The 17,956-nt window shown below is 51.6% G+C and carries 16 protein-coding genes and 1 pseudogene; 8 read left to right on the forward strand and 9 right to left on the reverse strand.

Translation table 11 applies throughout. The features are described from left to right. Positions 1-71 precede the first annotated feature (71 nt). Positions 72-1,619 carry a methyl-accepting chemotaxis protein gene (locus ACQG19_RS20635; protein WP_020689507.1) on the reverse strand — a complete coding sequence of 516 codons (1,548 nt, stop codon included), beginning with the start codon at positions 1,617-1,619 and terminating at the stop codon, positions 72-74. A 246-nt stretch (positions 1,620-1,865) separates the two neighbouring features. Between ACQG19_RS20635 and ACQG19_RS20640 the strand changes: the two genes are divergently transcribed. Continuing rightward, the gene (locus tag ACQG19_RS20640; RefSeq protein ID WP_023622102.1) at positions 1,866-2,906 is read left to right on the forward strand and encodes an aldo/keto reductase; all 1,041 of its coding nucleotides are present in this window, start codon (positions 1,866-1,868) and stop codon (positions 2,904-2,906) included. A 48-nt stretch (positions 2,907-2,954) separates the two neighbouring features. On the opposite strand, the gene ACQG19_RS20645 is transcribed toward ACQG19_RS20640, so the two are convergent. Beyond that, positions 2,955-3,443, reverse strand: a complete 489-nt coding sequence (locus ACQG19_RS20645; RefSeq protein ID WP_013098707.1) for a TIGR00645 family protein — start codon at positions 3,441-3,443, stop codon at positions 2,955-2,957. Between the two features lie 72 nt (positions 3,444-3,515). Then, positions 3,516-4,019 (reverse strand): ESA_00282 family adhesion-associated protein, encoded by a 504-nt coding sequence (locus ACQG19_RS20650; RefSeq protein WP_013098708.1) that lies wholly within the window; start codon positions 4,017-4,019, stop codon positions 3,516-3,518. A gap of 104 nt (positions 4,020-4,123) precedes the next feature. Here ACQG19_RS20650 and ACQG19_RS20655 point away from each other — a divergent pair, with 104 nt between their 5' ends. Further along, positions 4,124-4,528 carry a hypothetical protein gene (locus ACQG19_RS20655; RefSeq protein WP_013098709.1) on the forward strand — a complete coding sequence of 135 codons (405 nt, stop codon included), beginning with the start codon at positions 4,124-4,126 and terminating at the stop codon, positions 4,526-4,528. A 1-nt stretch (position 4,529) separates the two neighbouring features. Beyond that, on the forward strand, positions 4,530-4,979 hold the full coding sequence (locus ACQG19_RS20660) for a hypothetical protein (protein WP_029883022.1): 450 nt from the start codon (positions 4,530-4,532) through the stop codon (positions 4,977-4,979). Positions 4,980-5,021: 42 nt separating this feature from the next. Here the strand turns inward: ACQG19_RS20660 and exbD are convergent, their stop codons facing one another. Beyond that, positions 5,022-5,447 (reverse strand): TonB system transport protein ExbD, encoded by a 426-nt coding sequence (gene exbD / locus ACQG19_RS20665; protein ID WP_014833267.1) that lies wholly within the window; start codon positions 5,445-5,447, stop codon positions 5,022-5,024. A gap of 6 nt (positions 5,448-5,453) precedes the next feature. Continuing rightward, positions 5,454-6,185 carry a tol-pal system-associated acyl-CoA thioesterase gene (gene exbB, locus ACQG19_RS20670; protein ID WP_013098712.1) on the reverse strand — a complete coding sequence of 244 codons (732 nt, stop codon included), beginning with the start codon at positions 6,183-6,185 and terminating at the stop codon, positions 5,454-5,456. A gap of 251 nt (positions 6,186-6,436) precedes the next feature. On the opposite strand from exbB, the gene metC reads away from it, so the two are divergent. Further along, complete coding sequence (metC, locus tag ACQG19_RS20675; RefSeq protein WP_013098713.1) at positions 6,437-7,624, forward strand: cystathionine beta-lyase; 1,188 nt, start codon at positions 6,437-6,439, stop codon at positions 7,622-7,624. A 142-nt stretch (positions 7,625-7,766) separates the two neighbouring features. Then, positions 7,767-8,426: a DedA family general envelope maintenance protein YghB gene (gene yghB, locus ACQG19_RS20680; RefSeq protein ID WP_013098714.1), complete on the forward strand. Its 660-nt coding sequence runs from the start codon at positions 7,767-7,769 to the stop codon at positions 8,424-8,426. Positions 8,427-8,471: 45 nt separating this feature from the next. Here yghB and ACQG19_RS20685 read toward each other — a convergent pair whose 3' ends face one another. After that, positions 8,472-9,371 carry an AraC family transcriptional regulator gene (locus ACQG19_RS20685; RefSeq protein ID WP_023619917.1) on the reverse strand — a complete coding sequence of 300 codons (900 nt, stop codon included), beginning with the start codon at positions 9,369-9,371 and terminating at the stop codon, positions 8,472-8,474. Between the two features lie 195 nt (positions 9,372-9,566). Here ACQG19_RS20685 and yqhD point away from each other — a divergent pair, with 195 nt between their 5' ends. Together yqhD and dkgA are read left to right on the forward strand one after the other, a co-directional pair. Beyond that, positions 9,567-10,730 carry an alcohol dehydrogenase gene (yqhD, locus tag ACQG19_RS20690; RefSeq protein WP_058660951.1) on the forward strand — a complete coding sequence of 388 codons (1,164 nt, stop codon included), beginning with the start codon at positions 9,567-9,569 and terminating at the stop codon, positions 10,728-10,730. Positions 10,731-10,835: 105 nt separating this feature from the next. Further along, positions 10,836-11,663: a 2,5-didehydrogluconate reductase DkgA gene (dkgA, locus tag ACQG19_RS20695; protein ID WP_013098717.1), complete on the forward strand. Its 828-nt coding sequence runs from the start codon at positions 10,836-10,838 to the stop codon at positions 11,661-11,663. 85 nt (positions 11,664-11,748) lie between these two features. Here dkgA and ACQG19_RS20700 read toward each other — a convergent pair. The 3 genes and pseudogenes from ACQG19_RS20700 to ACQG19_RS20710 all read right to left on the reverse strand — a co-directional run. Beyond that, positions 11,749-12,759 (reverse strand): annotated as a pseudogene (locus tag ACQG19_RS20700) (DUF3362 domain-containing protein); the annotation flags it as partial. Between the two features lie 114 nt (positions 12,760-12,873). Continuing rightward, positions 12,874-13,203, reverse strand: a complete 330-nt coding sequence (locus tag ACQG19_RS20705; RefSeq protein WP_000140246.1) for a hypothetical protein — start codon at positions 13,201-13,203, stop codon at positions 12,874-12,876. 204 nt (positions 13,204-13,407) lie between these two features. After that, positions 13,408-16,683, reverse strand: coding sequence for a P-loop NTPase fold protein (locus ACQG19_RS20710; protein ID WP_021242119.1), 3,276 nt, complete (start codon positions 16,681-16,683; stop codon positions 13,408-13,410). Between the two features lie 858 nt (positions 16,684-17,541). On the opposite strand from ACQG19_RS20710, the gene ACQG19_RS20715 reads away from it, so the two are divergent. Next, positions 17,542-17,838 carry a helix-turn-helix transcriptional regulator gene (locus ACQG19_RS20715; protein ID WP_017384073.1) on the forward strand — a complete coding sequence of 99 codons (297 nt, stop codon included), beginning with the start codon at positions 17,542-17,544 and terminating at the stop codon, positions 17,836-17,838. The last annotated feature ends 118 nt before the right edge of the window (positions 17,839-17,956 follow it).

A 17,956-nucleotide genomic window follows, 5' to 3' on the forward strand; every position in this document is an offset into this window, starting at 1 on the left:
ATATCAGCAGCCTGAACCCAGCGCTTACGCTGGGTTTCTTGTTTTCTCTGGTCAGGCAACCAACCGCAACATTATGCCGTGAGGCGGAACTTCTGCACCGAACGCTGAAGCTCTTCGGTCTGCCGCTCAAGTGCCGCTGCCGCGGCGGAGACCTGCTCCACCAGCGAGGCGTTTTGCTGGGTCACACCGTCCATCTGCGTAATGGCAACCCCGACCTGGGAAATGCCTTTGCTTTGCTCCTCAGAGGCTGACGCAATCTGCTTCATGATGGTGGTCACTTCCGTTACATCGCGCAGAATCGCTTCCATGGTGGTCCCCGTGTCGTTCACCAGTTGAGCCCCCTGCTCGACGCGAGCGACGGAATCGGCAATCAGCCCTTCAATCTCTTTCGCCGCGTTGGCGCTGCGGCTGGCCAGATTACGCACCTCACCTGCCACCACGGCAAAGCCACGGCCTTGCTCACCCGCTCGCGCCGCTTCCACTGCTGCGTTGAGCGCCAGGATATTGGTCTGGAAGGCGATACTGTTAATCACGGTGGTGATTTCAGCAATTTTCTTCGAGCTGTCGGAAATACCACTCATGGTGGTCACCACCTCCTCCACCAGCGAGCCACCGCGGCTGGCCGTGGTCGATGCCACATCCGCCAGCTGGCTTGCCTGACGTGCGCTTTCGGCGTTCAGCTTCACGGTGGCAGTGAGTTGCTCCATGCTGGCTGCTGTCTCTTCCAGCGCGGCAGCCTGCTCTTCGGTACGGGAGGAGAGATCGTTGTTACCGCTGGAGATCTCGGTCGCCCCGCGCCAGATATTTTCACTGCCCGCGCGGATCGTGCTGACCGCCTCGCGCAGGCTGTCCTGCATGGCACTCAGCAACGGCACCAGCTGTCCCACACAGTTACGACCAAACGGTTCAATGGGCTGGCTGAGATCGCCCTGCGCAATCTGGCGGAACTGCTGACGAATTCGGTCCAGCGGTTTCACCAGCATCGCCACCAGGTAACGGTCGCTAAAGAGCAGGATCAGCAGACCAATCACGGTGGCGGCAATAATCACCGTGCGGGTCATGCTGGTCAGGCCATCCACCACTACGCGGGTACTGTCGAGGGCCTTCGCAGCGGCGTTATTGAACTCCTCAGCGGCTGCACCAAACGCACGGCTCAGCTGTGGCGTGACGTTATTAGCCTGCTGGCGATAACCATCCAGCGCACCCAGCTTCGCCTGCTGCATTTGTGGCGTAACGCCCTGCTCGAGCAGCGCCTGCCAGGTGCCGATCACCCGGGAGGAGACCTGTTCATCCATCGGACCCGGAGAGATCGCTTTCATCTCGGCCAGTTTTTTGCCCATGTTATCCAGCGCCTGCTGGGCGGAGGCCAGATCCGGTGTACCGCCGGCGGCTTTGACTTCCATCGCGCGGCTCAGTCGGGTGACAAAGCGGAAATACTGATCGTTGCCCTGGCTGAGTATGGTCATCTGTTTCACCAACTGGCGATCGACTTCATTGCCATCCGAAACGCGAGAGAGGGACCAGGTGCTGTAGAGTCCAACGCCTGCCCACATTAAACAAAAGATCCCCAGGATCGTCAGCATGACGAAACGGATCGTGAAATTACGGAGCATGTTCATAAGTGTTCCTTGCCGTGAGGGTGAGTTCGCCCAGAGGCGAGTACTACTCTCGTTATCGGCAGGAACCGCGGAAATTATAACCTTTTGTAACTATTTTTCGTTAGCGTGGCTTCACAGGTACCACAGCACCGATTAACGCTTAGAGGCCTTTCCCGCCGCGACATCGCTTCACGAGCAGATTTATGGTTTGATAATCAAAGAATGAAAACGCTGTTTCGAAAATTCATCGATAAGAAAGGAGACATCATGTCCTGGCACCCTAACCCCGGCCGTTATGAAAATATGCAGTACCGCTACTGTGGCAAAAGCGGGCTGCGCCTGCCTGCGCTGTCGCTTGGCCTGTGGCATAGCTTCGGCCACGTTCAGCCGCTCGACACCCAGCGTGCGCTACTGCGTAAAGCCTTCGACCTCGGTATCACCCATTTCGATCTTGCCAATAACTACGGCCCGCCTGCGGGGAGCGCGGAAGAGAACTTTGGTCGCCTGCTGCGGGAGGATTTTGCCGCCTGTCGCGACGAGCTGATTATCTCCACCAAAGCGGGTTACGACATGTGGCCGGGACCGTATGGCTCGGGCGGCTCGCGCAAATATCTGCTCGCCAGCCTCGACCAGAGCCTGAAGCGTATGGGTCTGGAATATGTGGATATTTTCTATTCCCATCGCGTGGACGAGAACACGCCGATGGAAGAGACCGCTGCCGCGCTGGCCCATGCGGTGCAGAGCGGTAAAGCGCTGTATGTCGGAATTTCGTCCTATTCAACGGCGCGCACGCAGAAAATGGCTGACCTGCTTCGCGAATGGAAAATTCCACTGCTCATCCATCAGCCGTCGTACAACCTGCTTAACCGCTGGGTGGATAAAACCGGCCTGCTGGAGACGCTAAAGCAAAACGGTACCGGCTGTATTGCGTTTACCCCACTGGCGCAGGGGTTGCTGACCGGAAAATACCTCAACGGTATTCCTGAAGGTTCGCGGATGCAGCGCGAGGGGAATAAAGTGCGCGGGCTGACGCAGAAGATGCTGACCGAAGCCAATCTGAACAGTCTGCGCTTGCTCAATGAGATGGCACAGGCACGTGGTCAGACAATGGCGCAGATGGCGCTAAGCTGGCTGCTGAAAGATGAGCGCGTAACGTCCGTGCTGATTGGCGCGAGCCGCCCGGAACAGCTGGAAGAGAACGTTCAGGCGCTGAAAAACCTGCGCTTTAGCGAAGAGGAGCTGATACGCATTGATAAGCATGTTGCGGATGGAGAGTTGAATCTGTGGCAGGCGTCGTCGGATAAATAGTGCGGTCTGTTGCCCTCTCCCACAGGGAGAGGGTGGTTAAGAAGGAAATTACTTCTTGCTGATCTTATCCAGATACCCCATCACAAACGCCGAAAGCACAAACGTGAGATGGATAATGACATACCACATCAGTTTGTTGTCCGGGACATTCTTTGCGTCCATGAACACGCGTAACAGGTGGATGGAGGAGATCGCCACAATCGAGGCGGCCACTTTATTCTTCAGCGACGTGGCATCCATTTTGCCCAGCCAGCTCAGCTTTTCTTTACGCGCGTCGATATCAAGCTGGGAGACAAAATTCTCATAGCCAGAGAACATCACCATCACCAGTAAGCCCCCCACCAGCGTCATATCCACCAGTGACAGCAGAACCAGAATCAAATCTGCTTCGGCAATGGAAAAGATGTTCGGCAGAACATGCAAGATTTCCTGGAAGAACTTAATCGTGAGCGCAATCAGCGCCAGCGAAAGGCCAAAATAGACGGGTGCCAGTATCCAGCGCGAGGCGTACATAGCGTTTTCAAAGAAGCGTTCCATAAAGTCCTGTCTGCAAACGAAACCAGCACTCAGTATATCGCAACGGCGCTGACTGTTTGCAACAACTAACCATTACACGTTGTCAGGATCCACCTCAGGGCGCGCATACTCCGGCCAGACCAGCACCACCAGCTCCGGATAGGCTTCCAGGCTGAACTCGCGAAAGCACTGACGCAGGTTTAATACGTCTAAATCGGAATACGAGACCTTCTCACCATTCAGACAGCGCTTTTTGATATTGTCGTAATATTTATAGACCGCTGAATTCAGGTCACTGCAGCGACGCTGCGCTTCAAACAGGCCCGGCGTGTCATTAATTTCCGACATTTTCATCCGCTTTATTGTCGCGTGCAAAAAGTCGATATATTCATGGTTCACCCGCCAGTACCAAACCGGCGTCACCGAGTTCATCAAAACAGAGAAATGGTCTTCACCTTCCTCTTTAGTCATCAGTTCAGGCTGTGGGGTTTCACTGGTGTCTTTCGACTCTTTCGTTTTATTGAACTCCTGCATCAATAAAAGAACACCAGCGGTCAGTAATAGTAATGTAATGACCGTAAAAAAGATGCTGTTCATGGGTTGGCTCCATTTTTTTTGATTTTAAAATTGCCTCATGATATTGTCAACGAATCTCACGCCTTTATCTTCCCCACCTTGTTGAAATTAAAGGAAATTAAAAAATGTTGCCCGACTATCTCGTCCCGGCTAAGTACCACATCACGCCTGTGGAACAGCAACCGACGGAAGCAGAAAAAGAGGCTAATTTCACTCAGGGAAAAAGAAAGCTCGCTGATTTTGAGCCTGACATATTAATTGGTGTCTCCCGTAGCGGCAAATCACGTAATATGTTGCTGGAAGAGCACGATCGTCATATAAAGGATCGCTTATTTCGCGCCATCAAAATTGAAGCCTTTGTCCACCTGTTGAATGACCTGCAGGCAGAAGGCGAAATAGATGCCCAGAAACTAAGTCAAATAATGGCCGAAAAGACCAAAGAAATAAATGAAGCGGGCAATGAAATTTGGCTTAATCTAATTACGCGAGAAAAAAACAACCCTATTTTTTATAACCTGGGGGAAGATTAATGTGAAAGACGTTAAAGATAACGATGTTTATTTGACTTTAGATGAGAAAAAAAGTGACGAATTTATCTTAAAGCAAAATCTCGAGGCTTTGCGTAACACCAAAAACGCCGAGATGACGCGTATTACCCAGGATCTGGTTTCCATTCCGGCGACGCTGGTGCGCCTGAAATGGCAGAACCGCCGCGAGATTTATCCCTTACAGGTCAAGGAAGAGATTTACGGCGCCGTGATGAATGCCATCATCGAACAACGGCCCGAGCTGAAAGAGAAGCTTCTGGGGCGTCTGGAGGCCAATTATCAGTATCTGCTGGCCAGAGAAACCGCGACCCTGCGCCTGACGCGCAAACTGTCCGACGGCGAGTATCGTACCTCAAACGTCACCAGCGTCGCGCTTGACGAGGACGCGCTGGCAGCCCTCTCTCCCGCGTCGACGGATAACAAACACGAATAACCCGACAGGCATAAAAAAAGCCGGCTTTCGCCAGCTTCTTCGTTATTTCGCGGCCGCTTTCTCTTCGCCGACCAGCCCAATCTTCAGATAACCCGCCTGATGCAGCGTATCCATGACCTTCATCATGGTCTCGTAATCAACGGTTTTATCCGCACGGAAGAAGACCGTCGTGTCTTTCTTACCGCCAGTGAGCTGATCCAGCGCCGGGATGACAGAGTCAGCCGTCACCGGGTCGTTGCCGAGGAACATCGATTTATCTGCTTTCACCGACAGATAGATGGGCTTTTCCGGGCGCGGCTGCGGCTGGCTGGACGAGGCCGGCAGGTTTACCTTCACGTCGACCGTCGCCAGCGGCGCAGCAACCATGAAGATAATCAGCAGAACCAGCATAACGTCGATAAACGGCGTCACGTTGATTTCATGCATTTCGCCGTTATCGTCCAGATTTTCATTAAGACGCATTGCCATAATTCATTAACCTACGCGCAGTTTGGACGCCGCGTGCACCGGTTTAGCGGCACTGGCATTCAGATCAAGATCGCGGCTTTGCAGCAGCAGAACCTGCGCGGCGACGTCACCGAGGGTGGCTTTATAGCTGCCAATCATGCGCGCGAAGACGTTATAGATAACCACCGCAGGGATCGCCGCAACCAGACCGATAGCGGTCGCCAGCAGCGCTTCGGCGATACCCGGTGCAACTACCGCCAGGTTCGTCGTTTGGGTTTGCGCAATCCCGATAAAGCTGTTCATGATGCCCCAGACCGTACCGAACAGCCCCACGAACGGCGAGATGGCCCCGATGGTCGCCAGATATCCATTGCCCCGGCCCATATGGCGACCCACGGCGGCGACGCGACGCTCCAGACGGAAGCCGGTACGTTCTTTAATACCTTCGTTATCTTCACTGCCTGCGGAGAGTTCCAGCTCGTTTTGCGCTTCGTTAACTAACAGGGTGGTCAGGCTTTTCGCGTGGAAGGATGAGGTCATGTCAGACGCCTGATCCAGAGAGCGGGCTTCAGCCAGCTGCTGTTGCTCACGCTTGAGGCGGCGCTTCTGAGAAATCAGCTCGGCGCTCTTGCCAAAGAAGATAGCCCACGTGATCACGGACGCCAGAATCAGGCCGATCATCACAATCTTAACCACGATGTCAGCATGATGATACATGCCCCAAACGGAGAGATCCGTCTGCATCAAATTATTACCCACTCTGTATCTCCAGGACGCAAATCACAAAATCTGAACGTAATAATATCAAAACATCGTCGAATTGATAGTCGTTCTCATTACTATTTACATAGTGCCGCAATTTTCGCTCATATTCCTTGCGCTTACGCAGTAAAAATTTCTTATGCGGTTTTTTGCTAATATTTTCTGCTTATTCGATAAGCATCCGGGTGCAGATTTTCACATTCGTGGTAGTCTGGACGTCCAGACGTATAAAAACAGGGTTAGCGAACATGACCAAGAAGCATCTTGATACCACGCTGGTACAGGCCGGGCGCAGCAAGAAATATACTCAGGGTTCGGTGAACAGCGTGATCCAACGGGCCTCCTCGCTGGTGTTTGATACCGTAGAGGACAAAAAAATCGCCACGCGTAACCGCGCCAAAGGCGGGCTGTTTTACGGACGTCGTGGCACGCTAACCCATTTCTCACTACAGGAAGCCATGTGCGAGCTGGAAGGCGGCGCAGGCTGCGCGCTGTTTCCGTGCGGTGCGGCGGCAGTCGCCAACACCATTCTGGCGTTCGTGGAACAGGGCGACCATATTCTGATGACCAACACCGCCTATGAACCGAGCCAGGATTTCTGCACCAAAATCCTCTCCCGACTCGGCGTAACCACGGGCTGGTTCGATCCGCTGATTGGCGAAGGCATCGCAGAGCTTATTCAGCCCAACACGCGCATTGTGTTCCTGGAATCTCCGGGTTCGATCACCATGGAAGTACACGACGTGCCGGCCATTGTGAAAGCCGTGCGCAGCAAAGCGCCAGAGGCGATTATCATGATCGACAACACCTGGGCGGCGGGCGTGCTGTTTAAAGCGCTGGAATTCGACATTGATATCTCCATTCAGGCGGCGACTAAATATCTGATTGGCCACTCAGACGGGATGATCGGCACGGCCGTTTCTAACGCCCGCTGCTGGGATCAGCTGCGGGAAAATGCCTACCTGATGGGGCAGATGGTCGATGCCGATACCGCCTACATGACCAGCCGAGGCATCCGCACGCTGGGGGTGCGCCTGCGTCAGCATCACGAAAGCAGCCTGAAGATAGCTGAGTGGCTGGCGCAGCACCCGCAGGTTGAGCGCGTCAACCATCCGGCACTGCCGGGCAGTAAAGGGCATGAATTCTGGCAACGAGACTTTACGGGCAGCAGCGGTTTGTTCTCATTCGTTCTAAAAAAACGGCTGAATAATGACGAGCTGGCAAGCTATCTGGATAATTTTACCCTCTTCAGCATGGCCTACTCCTGGGGCGGGTTTGAATCCCTGATCCTGCCTAATCAGCCGGAGCAGATTGCGGCCCTGCGCCCTGGCGGTGAAGTGGACTTCAGCGGCACCCTGATTCGCCTGCATATCGGTTTAGAAAACGCGGACGATTTAATTGCCGATTTAGCAGCAGGGTTTGCGCGTATCGTGTAGAGTGCTGGCAAACATGTACTCCATGGATGCTTTTGTGGACACCGCCACCAGAAAAGTCTGCATTAGTTGCGCCCGCGATCAACCCCATCGGGCAAATAAGGGAGTACAATAGTGCTATATCTGTTGTTCCACAGGAAAGTCCATGGCTGTTATTCAAGATATTATCGCGGCGCTCTGGCAACACGACTTCGCCGCACTGACCGATCCTCACGTTGTAGGTATCGTCTATTTCGTGATGTTCGCGACCCTGTTTCTGGAAAATGGATTACTGCCAGCCTCATTTTTACCCGGTGATAGCCTCCTTTTGCTTGCGGGGGCGTTAATCGGTAAAGGTGTCATGGACTTCGCGCCGACCATGGTGATCCTCACCTCCGCGGCAAGCCTGGGCTGCTGGCTGAGCTATCTGCAGGGCCGCTGGCTCGGCAACACGCGCGTCGTGAAGGGCTGGCTGGCGCAGCTACCGCATAAATACCATCAGCGTGCGACCTGCATGTTTGACAGGCATGGCCTGCTGGCCTTGCTGGCCGGGCGTTTTCTGGCCTTTGTTCGCACCCTGCTGCCCACCATGGCAGGCATTTCCGGCCTGTCGAACCGCCGCTTCCAGTTCTTCAACTGGCTGAGCGCGTTGTTATGGGTGGGTGTCGTTACCACTCTCGGCTATGCGCTGAACATGATCCCGTTTGTGAAGCATCATGAAGACCAGGTAATGACCTTCCTGATGGTGCTGCCGATGTTCCTGCTGGTAGCTGGACTGGTGGGAACGATTGCGGTGGTGATTAAGAAGAAGTACTGCAGTGCATAAATAAAAGCCGGGTGGCGCTATCGCTTACCCGGCCTACGTTTGCCGTCAGACTCCCTGCATGGTTCGGATGCGTGACGCATCTTCCCCCGGCGTGACGCCGAAGTAGCGCTTAAACTCCCGACTAAACTGCGACGCACTCTCATACCCGACCCGCATCGCCGCCGCGCTGGCCTTCATGCCGTCGTGGATCATCAGCATCCGCGCCTTATGCAGCCGGTAGGTTTTGAGGTATTGCAGCGGCGAGGTGCTGGTCACCGACTTAAAGTTGTGGTGAAACGCCGAGACGCTCATGTTCGCTTCCGCCGCCAGCTGGTCAACGCTGAGGTTTTCCGTGTACTGGCTTTCGATGCGCTTGAGCACGCGGCTTATCAGGCTGAAGTGGGTCTGCCGACTGACCAGCGCCAGTAGTGCCCCGCCACCCGGCCCCAGCAGCACATGATAGAGAATTTCGCGGATGATTTGCTTACCCAGAATACGCGCATCCAGCGGCCTCTCCATCACGTCCAGCAGACGCTCAATGGCACAGAGGATCTCCTCTGACAGCGTGGCTGAGTTAATGCCGCTCGCCGCCATCGACGGCTGGAAAAGCTCGTCTTCACCAATGTCCATCAGCAGCTCCTGAAGCTGAAGAATATCGACATTTACGCGGATCCCCGCCAGCGGTACCTCCTCTGTCGCGAAGGTTTCACATTCGAAGGGTAAAGGTACTGTCAGCAGCAGATATTCATTGGTGTCATAACGGAACACGCGTTCATTGATATAACCAATTTTATGGCCGGAAAAGAGAAAAACGATGCCCGGCTGATACATCACCGGCGTCCGCGTTCCCGGCTGCGTCCCGTAGAGCAGGCGAATATCCGGCAGCAGTTCGCCTGGGTTATTTTGCTTATCAATCAGTCTTTTAATCTGCGAAGTGAGCTGAAGACAGATGGCTTCACGGTTCATTTAGCGTTACTCCGGGTACGGTTTGGGCCCCTCACAGTCTGCGCATTTTCCTGACGTTTCTCCAGTGCTCTGTAGAAATGGGCAAGACATCGGCAGGAATGTGCATTGAGAGGATATCCCCGGACAGCCACAATGTGCAGCATCAGGTAGCCATCCGCGCCGCCACGATTTTTCACCCACGATAGGGAACGAGCCATGAATAATTTTAATCTCCACACCCCAACCCGCATCCTGTTTGGTAAAGGCGCTATCGCCGATCTGCGTGCACAGATCCCCGCTGACGCCCGCGTGCTGATCACCTACGGTGGCGGCAGCGTGAAAAAAACCGGCGTGCTGGATCAGGTTTACAGCGCACTGGAAGGTCTGGACGTACGCGAGTTTGGCGGTATCGAGCCAAACCCTTCTTATGAAACGCTGATGAACGCGGTGAAAATCGTCCGCGAAGAAAACATCACCTTCCTGCTGGCTGTCGGCGGGGGTTCCGTGCTGGACGGCACGAAGTTCATCGCCGCGGCAGCACACTACGCCGACGGTATCGACCCATGGCATATCCTGGAAACCCGCGGCAGCGACATTAAAAGCGCGATCCCGATGGGCTCCGTGCTGACCCTGCCGGCCACCGGTTCTGAATCCAACAAAGGCGCGGTGATCTCCCGTAAAACCACCGGAGACAAACAGGCCTTTATGAACGAGCACGTTCAGCCCGTATTCGCGATCCTCGATCCGGTGTACACCTACACCCTGCCCGCGCGTCAGGTCGCGAACGGCGTGGTCGACGCCTTTGTTCACACCGTTGAGCAGTACGTGACTTATCCGGTGGATGCCAAAATTCAGGATCGTTTTGCGGAAGGCATTCTGCTGACGCTGGTCGAAGAGGGTCCGAAGGCGCTGAAAGAGCCAGAAAACTACGACGTGCGTGCCAACGTGATGTGGGCTGCAACGCAGGCGCTGAACGGCCTGATTGGCGCAGGCGTGCCGCAGGACTGGGCAACCCACATGCTGGGCCATGAACTGACGGCGATGCACGGTCTGGATCACGCCCAGACGCTGGCGGTGGTTCTGCCAGCCCTGTGGAACGAAAAACGTGATACCAAACGTGCCAAACTGCTGCAGTACGCGGAACGCGTCTGGAACATCACCGAAGGTTCTGACGACGCGCGTATCGATGCGGCAATCGAAGCGACCCGCAACTTCTTTGAAGGCCTGGGCGTGCCGACGCGTCTGTCCGGCTATGGTCTGGATGGCAGCTCTATCCCTGCCCTGCTGGCTAAACTTGAAGAACACGGCATGACTCAGCTGGGCGAACACGGCGACATTACGCTGGACGTTAGCCGTCGTATCTACGAGGCGGCGCGCTAAGCGTTTTTGGCATCCTGCCTTTCGTTTTTTGACATTTCGTCCAGACTTAATGCACACCCCATCGCCGGAGTCCCCCTCCGGCGATGCGCACCTGAAGGAGGAAAAATGGCAAACCAAACCGTAATCAAGCTGCAGGACGGCAACGTGATGCCCCAGTTGGGGCTAGGTGTATGGAAAGCCGGTAACGACGAGGTCGTCTCCGCCATTCATAAAGCACTGGAAGTCGGCTATCGGTCCATTGATACCGCCGCCGCCTACAAAAACGAGGACGGCGTGGGGAAAGCACTGGCCAGCGCCGGTATGTCCCGCGACGACCTTTTTATCACCACCAAACTGTGGAACGACGACCAAAAGCGCCCGCGCGAAGCGCTGCAGGAGAGCCTGGAGAAACTCCAGCTCGATTTCGTCGATCTGTATCTGATGCACTGGCCGGTTCCGGCTATCGACCATTATGTTGATGCCTGGAAAGGGATGATTGAACTGCAAAAAGAGGGGCTGGTGAAAAGCATCGGCGTCTGTAACTTCCAGGTTCATCACCTGCAGCGTCTGATTGACGAAACGGGCGTTGTACCGGTGATTAATCAGATTGAACTGCACCCGCTGATGCAGCAGCGCCAGCTTCACGCCTGGAACGCTACTCACAAAATCCAGACCGAATCCTGGAGCCCGCTGGCTCAGGGCGGTGAAGGGGTGTTCGACCAGAAAATTATCCGCGATCTGGCGGATAAATATGGCAAAACCCCGGCGCAGATTGTCATTCGCTGGCACCTGGACAACGGCCTGGTGGTGATCCCGAAATCGGTCACGCCATCGCGCATCGCCGAGAACTTCGACGTCTGGGATTTCCGCCTGGATAAAGATGAGCTGGGCGAGATTGCGAAACTGGATCAGGGCAAGCGTTTAGGGCCCGATCCGGATCAGTTTGGCGGGTAGTAAAAAGCCGGGTGGCGGCTGCGCCTTACCCGGCCTACGATCTGAGTTGTAGGCCCGGTAAGCGAAGCGCCACCGGGCAATGAGACTAGCCGCTCTTACGTTTCACATTCTTTTTCGTTCCCGCGCTACCGTTCGAACGCTGATGCACAATCGGCGTGTGCTTGGTCAGCGCCGGGCGCGTATGGCGGTTCTGACGACGCGCTTCGCGCATCTCATCCAGCGTTGGTGCCGGCACCAGACAGTCGCGACGCGAGCCAATCAGATGCTTTTTCCCCATCTCTTCCAGCGCCTGGCGGATCAGCGGCCAGTTAGCCGGATCGTGGTAGCGCAGCAGCGCTTTGTGCAGACGACGCTGTTTATCCCCTTTCGGCACCACCACGTCTTCACTCTTGTAACCAATTTTACTCAGCGGGTTTTTGCCGGTGTAGTACATGGTTGTGGAGTTGGCGAGCGGTGACGGATAGAAGTTCTGCACCTGATCCAGACGGAAGCGACGCTGTTTCAGCCACAGCGCCAGGTTCACCATGTCTTCATCGCGCGTACCCGGGTGGGCGGAGATGAAGTACGGGATCAGGTACTGCTCTTTCCCTGCCTGCTTTGAGTAGGTATCGAACAGCTGTTTAAAGCGATCGTAGCTGCCCATCCCCGGCTTCATCATTTTCGACAGCGGGCCTTCTTCGGTGTGCTCCGGCGCAATCTTCAGATAGCCACCGACGTGGTGCGTCGCCAGCTCTTTGATGTAGCGCGGATCTTCCACAGCGATGTCGTAACGTACCCCGGAGGCAATCAGGATTTTCTTGATGCCCTTCAAATCACGCGCGCGGCGATAGAGGTTGATCGTCGGCTCGTGGTTGGTGTCCATATGTTCGCAAATGCTTGGATAGACACAGGAGAGACGGCGGCAGGTTTGCTCCGCGCGCGGCGATTTACAGCGCAGCATGTACATATTGGCCGTTGGGCCGCCGAGGTCGGAGATCACCCCGGTAAAGCCAGGCACGGTATCGCGAATGGCTTCGATCTCGTTGATGATCGAATCTTCAGAACGGCTCTGAATAATGCGCCCCTCGTGCTCGGTAATGGAGCAGAGCGAGCACCCTATAATTCTGATCATTTAGAAATTTTTTTGCGTTTAAAATCAATGAATTGAAAGATTTCATTTTTCTAAGTCTGATAAAACAGATGAAAACCCAACTGACTATACTCATAAAACTCAATCTTTGCGCTGCTGTACGATACCAGTAATTACAGGTGCCGAGTTTAACATCATGAAAAGTAGCCCAATAATGAATGACGCAACGCCAGCTGCGGTGCCTAACTTCTGACTGAACACCATTGAAACAAAGTACATATTTGGGATAAAAACGGACATAGCAATCACGAAAAGTAACTTATTCAGATAATTATTTATTCGGGTCTTAACCTCAACTCTATCATAAAAAGCCATCGAAACGTAAGCAGTTATCAGTGAATAAAAAGACCATGTCATATAGTTAACCGATTCATTAAATGCCTCTCGCAAAAGCAAAGCACTTTCTGTCATTCCCTACCTCATTAAATCAATAGAAAATAAATCTGAATAATTTATTTTTAAAAGAAAAGAACACAACATAACTTCAGTAGTTATGATTAATCCCTGAATGATTATTTCTTAGCAAGATATAACATGCTTAATGTATATCAGGCAATAAAAAAACTCCCAAAGACCACCGCTGTGGTCTTCAGGTATAGGATTTAAAGAACGAACTCAGTCCGGAAACGTATCACTATCTTCTGTAACGTCCGCTTTCTCTGGTAACATTCTGTTTTTAATATACTGTGAATTCCTGCAGATGAGAGGAAAAATCTCCGAGTTATTCATTATACAACTCGTTGCCGTACGGGCGTCCTCCGGAGACCATGATGAAAATGAAAACGTCTGACGGTCAAGCCATTGAGACAATAATACATTATCAACAGAAGCGCTAAACAGCGCCGCAATAGCCCTGCGTTCAACGGCCTTCTCAGGTTCAATAAACGACAACTCATTATGAAAACGGGTAATAATCGCAATACGGCTGTCAATACGAATATGTCTTTCAAGTAAGACATCGTGCAACTCATCAAGTACAGTCTCTCTCTGGGTATCGTCGAGGCAAGACCACAGAAAATGAATGTTCTCGGCATTTGTGACAACGTCTGGCTCTGCATCACGGAACCATGATGCAAAGATACCCACACTACCTTCCATCCGGATATGCTGCCCCTGAAGTTGCATTTGTTCAAGGATAAAGCGCATGTTCACAGGAAGAACCGTAAAACACTCAATAAGCCTTTCAGAAGAACTAAATACTCCACATGCCAGGGCGTTCAGCTTTTTCTTCAAAATATCAAACTGCTCACCTGACTGATATACGTCATGGAGAAATACTGGACCCATAGCATTCACATCAGACTCAATTATTTTCTCTGACAGTGCTTTTTGACGCTCTCGCACAAATATTAAAAGAGAGGTTGCATTTGTAGCTTCTTTGATGACGTCATACTGACCTTTAACAAAGCTCAGGACAGGTATATTCACCAGAAGACCTAAATCAACAATCCTGCCAACAGCATTTTTGATGTACGGCAGAACATTTTTATCCTTAAGTGCTATAAAGATACTCTCGGCAGTACGTAGATAACGAAGATATGCAGCCAAAGCCAGGTCAAACCGTTCCTCACCAATATGTTCACTGTACGACTCGATACCGGCATAGTTACCATGGAGCACCATGTGAGCAACAGCCTGTGCAGCAAATTCCGCAGGGAAGAGATTCCTCGTCGCCGTATTATTAAGATAATATTGATTTAAAACATTATTATTCCAGTCCGGGCTCAGAACAATTTTTCTGAAATGGATAACGTCCTCAACAACCTGACGATTTTTAAGCGTCATTATTGCAGAGCTAACCTGAGCCCCACCTGTACCATCATTCTTTCCAATTACGTTCTGTACCGCCTTCGATGCAATATTGATATGCCGGATAATTCCCGGATTAAAAAGGTCTATCTGAGGTTGCTCAGCTCCATAGCGTAACATCTCCTCCCGACCGTGATTTCCGATATCTAGTGTGCCAATTTTCAGGTTTGACAAGGTCTCTTCATTATTGACAAGGTATTCCACATAAAATACGCCATCTACAAAATTCTCCATTTTATTCAGTAGTGATTCACCGGCCAGAACAGAGTATGAATCAGCTTCCTGCAGCAACGTCTTCGTGGATTCAGCCTCCAATTTTTCTGAATCCTGAATTTCATCAAGTTTACTCACAATAAACGATATTTGCCTTTCGACGAAAGGCTCTAGGCTTATCCGCCCGTCAGCCATCAGTTTCTGCAGACTCAATACGAAACCTTCATCATTCTTTTCTCTGAGTGAAACAGCATAACTCTGATTCAGCATTTGCACTGCGACTTTGAGTTGCGGTTCGGCGAGAGCCTGACACTTCTCATCCATCCGGCTATAAGAAACCAGCCAGTCTCGCATCTGAATATGTGGTGCCACTCGCTGCCATGCTTCAGCGAAACCCCACAAGGCCGTCAGTTCTTCAAGCCGTGGGATATTTATAGCACCAATCGCGTCTTTAAGAGGCGTATCAAGCAACTCGCTCCTGGCAAGCTCCACCGTGGACTGATAGTGGATGCTCATCAGAAATTCGCTCCATCTTTCTGTATCGTTATTAAAAATTCGGGATATTTGTTGATAAGTTAGCGAGAGCATCTCGTCAAAATCATCCGGAGCAATACCGGGTTCGGTCTGACTAGCTTTGGGATCGCGAAGTAATACTTTAATATCTCGCTCCCCGTATCTGACCACCAGTAAGTAGAGAGCAATAAGAATATGGCGATGATCTTCTGTTGCAGGAACGGTAAGGTTCAGAATATGAATATCATTAACAAACTTCTTCATTAATCGCGGTGTGATACGAGGATACTCAGAGGGTTTCCAGCGCTCAAGCAACACCGTTGCTTCCCGGCACGCTATCCCTGCATCCTCATTTACTGTTTCTTTCCAGTACTGCCTTAACGCTTCCTGCCATCCTGCCGAAATAAGAGGAGGAACCTGAAAACTTACAGGAATCCGCTTTGCAATAAACTCACGCCCGCTGAAACCCGCCACAGAAAGTGAGGCTGAAACCTGTCTTGCCGAATAGGGCACCACTATCCTGAAGTGTTCATGAGTGGCTCCGGCAATAAGCTCCATATCACTCCAGAGCTCTTTCACTTTGTCTGCACTGATTCGGTCCAGATTATCAATGATAAGGATGAAGCGATCTCCATGGGAAATGACCTCTTTGGAGGTAAATCCCTGCAGAGCTTCAGCCAGCTCAATAGCTCCGACCTCCTTATTAACTAGCCAAGTCTCTTCAATCCTGTCAGTACTGTTGCGTTTGAACAAATCACCAATACTCGAATACCCTTTCTTTCTGTACCATTCCATGTTCTGCAGGCATGCCAGTCCTGCGACCATAATGGCAGGAGAAAGAAACGCGGCCACCTCAACATAAAAAAGCCACCCTAATAATGACTCCTTGTTAGTAAAATATTGATTAAGGTCTGTTAGCACATAACGAAGCATCTGCACGGAAAGCAATGACAGTAAAATAAAAACGACGGTCAACCAGCTTAGCCTGCTGCTGACCCTCTTGTCGTATTCAACGATGTTACCCAGAGCCAGATTTTTATACTTATCCAACACATCCCGGGAGCCCGGACATTGTAGGCTGACCCCGTGGTGGATGACATCGATAAGCGCTTTTTTAGTTGAGCCATGATGGTAACGTTCTGCATCAAAGTTAATGAACGTAAAATCATCTTTAAGCTTTTTCTGCAGGAACTTCAATATTGTTGACTTACCTGAACCCAGCTCACCTTCCAGACCAATAATATTGACATCAGGTGTCCTGATGATCTGAGCCACATTCTCTGCAACTTTTTCATGACTGCTGCCTCTAAACATATCCTGGTCAGCGGGTGATTCCGTCTGCAATCGTAGAGTCATTCAGCAATTTCCTTCGTTATAACGTAAGATTCTTTCACTATTAGACACAGTACAGAGCCCACAGCAACCAAATGACTGCAGCCGGGGCAGTTTAGTTTTAAGCATGCATAAGCCGATTTCGATGGAATCCCTTTCACACAATAATATTGAATTGAAGCAATGAAAACATTAATGTGTTTGTTGTGACTAGCTGCAGGGGCCTGGAAGAAATTCCAAAGCCTGACAAACCGGAACAGGGCTTGCTCTGCTCCGGTTTTATCCAGTTCATCTTGAAGCCCTTGTTTTTGTTACATATCCCTGCTCACTCTTTCAGCCATTGTTAAGCTTCTTGTGTGTAATCTGCGAATAATACGGATGCAAAATTGATGCAATGGATTATACATACCTACAGCGCACGTTACGCTGAGCTGAATCGAATTTCAGAGAACGTTCTTCGCTATTACCCTGCCCAGCCAGTTGAACACATTTTATCATCCGGCCCCGAGAGTGACATGTTCTCTGCCTGGTACAGCCTTCATCAGAGTCAAACTAGACGTTATTTACAGGCAAAAGAAGACAGCTACAGAGCTTAAGTCTGACATTATTCGTGGCTGTGTCTGCCTTCGGAGTTTTCAGCTTATCCCGATAACAGCGGTTTTGAAAAATTGACGTTTTTTACACCGGTACATTGCCCGAACGCAATCTCCCCCGTAGCGAAATACCGCCCCGCAGAAAATCGTCCATGCTCGGCATGCCCCTGGAACATCAGCATCTTTTCAATAAAGGTTTTACAGCCTATAGTCTGTATAACACAAAATACACCTTACCTGCTGTATTACAGGGCGGTACTCCCTACTCAGTCTGCGAGGCAGGTCACTTATGAATAATCAGTTCCCGATAAAAACGCTGAACCAGCTCAGACCTGTGCTAATCGGGTTTCGCAAAATCAAGGGCTTCACGCAAAAAGATGTGTCTGAGAGGCTTGGCGTAACGCAGCAAACCTATGCCCGCCTGGAAGCAAACCCTGCTAGCGCCAGTATTGATCGTCTGTACAAGGTATTCAGTATTCTGGGCGTAGAAATAACGCTGTCATCTATTTCCCCTTCACCCTTCATTTCCCACACAGAGATGAGGGGGGCATTTGACAGCACTCCCGCCAGACGGGAGAAATGGTGACTATTAGAAGTTTGCTAGTTTTGTCGAATGACGCCAACTACATGTCCGCATCCATCGAGTAGTGGCTTCAAGCCACGATTGTCACTGCCTCCGCTGCCTTTTTCCAGTAACTCTCTCC

The organism is Enterobacter cloacae complex sp. 277I4, from assembly GCF_050031465.1.
Classification (GTDB): domain Bacteria; phylum Pseudomonadota; class Gammaproteobacteria; order Enterobacterales; family Enterobacteriaceae; genus Enterobacter; species Enterobacter cloacae.

Excerpts from the sequence above, each read along its gene's own strand:
- exbD (WP_014833267.1), bottom strand. The coding sequence starts at position 5,447 with ATGGCAATGCGTCTTAATGAAAATCTGGACGATAACGGCGAAATGCAT.
- ACQG19_RS20685 (WP_023619917.1), bottom strand. The coding sequence starts at position 9,371 with ATGAACCGTGAAGCCATCTGTCTTCAGCTCACTTCGCAGATTAAAAGA.
- yghB (WP_013098714.1), top strand. The coding sequence starts at position 7,767 with ATGGCTGTTATTCAAGATATTATCGCGGCGCTCTGGCAACACGACTTC.
- ACQG19_RS20645 (WP_013098707.1), bottom strand. The coding sequence starts at position 3,443 with ATGGAACGCTTCTTTGAAAACGCTATGTACGCCTCGCGCTGGATACTG.
- ACQG19_RS20710 (WP_021242119.1), bottom strand. The coding sequence starts at position 16,683 with ATGACTCTACGATTGCAGACGGAATCACCCGCTGACCAGGATATGTTT.
- ACQG19_RS20640 (WP_023622102.1), top strand. The coding sequence starts at position 1,866 with ATGTCCTGGCACCCTAACCCCGGCCGTTATGAAAATATGCAGTACCGC.
- ACQG19_RS20655 (WP_013098709.1), top strand. The coding sequence starts at position 4,124 with ATGTTGCCCGACTATCTCGTCCCGGCTAAGTACCACATCACGCCTGTG.
- metC (WP_013098713.1), top strand. The coding sequence starts at position 6,437 with ATGACCAAGAAGCATCTTGATACCACGCTGGTACAGGCCGGGCGCAGC.
- dkgA (WP_013098717.1), top strand. The coding sequence starts at position 10,836 with ATGGCAAACCAAACCGTAATCAAGCTGCAGGACGGCAACGTGATGCCC.
- yqhD (WP_058660951.1), top strand. The coding sequence starts at position 9,567 with ATGAATAATTTTAATCTCCACACCCCAACCCGCATCCTGTTTGGTAAA.
- ACQG19_RS20705 (WP_000140246.1), bottom strand. The coding sequence starts at position 13,203 with ATGACAGAAAGTGCTTTGCTTTTGCGAGAGGCATTTAATGAATCGGTT.
- ACQG19_RS20635 (WP_020689507.1), bottom strand. The coding sequence starts at position 1,619 with ATGAACATGCTCCGTAATTTCACGATCCGTTTCGTCATGCTGACGATC.
- ACQG19_RS20715 (WP_017384073.1), top strand. The coding sequence starts at position 17,542 with ATGAATAATCAGTTCCCGATAAAAACGCTGAACCAGCTCAGACCTGTG.
- ACQG19_RS20650 (WP_013098708.1), bottom strand. The coding sequence starts at position 4,019 with ATGAACAGCATCTTTTTTACGGTCATTACATTACTATTACTGACCGCT.